The organism is Acetobacter lambici, assembly GCF_011516885.1.
In the GTDB taxonomy this organism is placed as follows: Bacteria; Pseudomonadota; Alphaproteobacteria; order Acetobacterales; family Acetobacteraceae; genus Acetobacter; species Acetobacter lambici.
Map to the genome: position 1 here is coordinate 1 of NZ_WOTD01000125.1, position 1,601 is coordinate 1,601.

3 protein-coding genes and 1 pseudogene are annotated in these 1,601 nt (G+C 60.1%); all 4 read left to right on the top strand.

All coding sequences use genetic code 11. The annotated features are described in order from the left end of the window. Positions 1-675 (top strand): annotated as a pseudogene (locus GOB86_RS16260) (Ti-type conjugative transfer relaxase TraA); the annotation flags it as partial. A 54-nt stretch (positions 676-729) separates the two neighbouring features. Next, a complete protein-coding gene (locus GOB86_RS15395; protein WP_010516209.1) occupies positions 730-924 on the top strand; it encodes a type II toxin-antitoxin system VapB family antitoxin in 195 nt (64 codons plus the stop codon). After that, positions 921-1,313: a type II toxin-antitoxin system VapC family toxin gene (gene vapC / locus GOB86_RS15400; RefSeq protein ID WP_062499522.1), complete on the top strand. Its 393-nt coding sequence runs from the start codon at positions 921-923 to the stop codon at positions 1,311-1,313. The genes GOB86_RS15395 and vapC overlap by 4 nt, the downstream gene beginning before the upstream one ends. A gap of 25 nt (positions 1,314-1,338) precedes the next feature. Next, positions 1,339-1,476 (top strand): hypothetical protein, encoded by a 138-nt coding sequence (locus GOB86_RS15405; RefSeq protein ID WP_026019313.1) that lies wholly within the window; start codon positions 1,339-1,341, stop codon positions 1,474-1,476. Positions 1,477-1,601 lie beyond the last annotated feature (125 nt).

Consider the following 1,601-nt stretch of genomic DNA (forward strand, 5'->3'; position numbering starts at 1 on the left):
GCCGGGATGGATGCCGGGGCCGGTAAGGGGGAGAGTGGGGTTGAGCGTGAGGCTCCTGTCTCTCCCTTTGCGGGATTGAGGCTGCCCCGTGTGCGGCGTGAGCAGGTGCCGGCGGGGATGGACGGGTTGGTGCCGGGGAGTGACCCGCTGCATCAGGCGGTGGAGCGGTATGCGCGGGCCTGGGTGGATGCCGAGCGCATGGTTCGGCAGGAGCTGCCGGTGCTGGAGCATCAGAAGAAGGCGCTGTTTGAAGCCGGTCGGGATCTGGAGCGGGTCCGGCGTGGCGGTGAGGCGGATCTGAGGGCTGCGCTGAAGCATCAGCCGGAGATCCGGCAGGCGCTATATGGTCTGGAAGGTCCGGCACGGGATGGTCTGGAAGGTCCGGCACGGGCGCGCAAATTGCTCGAGGGGCTGGAGCATGAGGACAGGGTGCGGAAGAGTCCGGATCTGCGGGCAGCGCGGTTTGTGAAGGCCTGGGACGGGCTGAGCCGGGAGCAGCAGGGTGTGGCGCTGAAAGAGCTGAAGCGGGATGCGCAGCTTGAGTCCATTCTGCGGGAGAAAAGCCGCGAGCTGGGCATCCGGAAGGGATCGACGCTTGATCACGGGTTGCATCCCCATCAGCGGGAGCAGGCCCTCTCACGCTCCAGGTCGCGCGGTATGGATATGGGGATGTAATCTGCTTGAGAGAGGAGATGTTGATGTGTATAATTTTCACTGGAGATACACATCATGCGAACCAACATCATTATTGACGATACCCTCATGACAGATGCGCTGAAGGCGTCTGGCGTCAAAACCAAGAAAGAAGCCGTCGAACTCGGATTGCGGACGCTGATCAAGTTGAATCAGCAGCGGCAACTGCGTTCCATGAAGGGCAGGCTGGAGTGGCGGGGTGATCTCGACGCCATGCGTTCCGACGTATGATTCTGGTCGATTCATCGGTCTGGATCGATTTTTTCAGGGGTACGGTTACGCCACAGGTTGATGTTCTGGACCGGTTGCTGGGAGAGGAACTGGTCGCCATTGGGGATCTGATGATGACGGAAGTTCTTCAGGGATTTGCGAGCGAACGGGATTTCAACAAGGCGCGGAGACTGCTTGGCGCTCTGGATATGGTGGAGATCGGGGGGCGTGATGTCATGATCGAGGCAGCACGATATTTCCGTGACCTGCGTGCCAGAGGCATCACCATCCGGAAAACCATTGATACCCTGATTGCCACACGATGTATCGTAAGCGGGTATCGGCTTCTTTACAGTGACCGGGACTTTGATCCGTTTGTGACACATCTGGGGCTGGAACGGGTTGTCTGATTTCGGCGCGGTGACTGGAGAGGACATGCAGAAAAAAGAAGAGGCCGTTCGGCTGGGATCGCTTCTGGGGGCCATCGGTCGTGAGGCCGGTGTGCGTGATCAGGATATCGCGGTCTTGCAGACCCGCGATCAGACCCCGGCCGAGGCAATGTCCTTCGAATGATCCTGCTGCTTGATACCAACGTGATCATGGAGACGAGGAGGCCCGTCCCGGAGCAGCGTGTTCTGGCCAGCCACGACGTGTCGCCTTTCGAGGCGGCTGGTGTGCGGGTTTTCAATCTGTGGGGG

Coding starts and splice junctions, on each gene's coding strand:
- GOB86_RS15405 (WP_026019313.1), top strand. CDS start 1,339: ATGCAGAAAAAAGAAGAGGCCGTTCGGCTGGGATCGCTTCTGGGGGCC.
- vapC (WP_062499522.1), top strand. CDS start 921: ATGATTCTGGTCGATTCATCGGTCTGGATCGATTTTTTCAGGGGTACG.
- GOB86_RS15395 (WP_010516209.1), top strand. CDS start 730: ATGCGAACCAACATCATTATTGACGATACCCTCATGACAGATGCGCTG.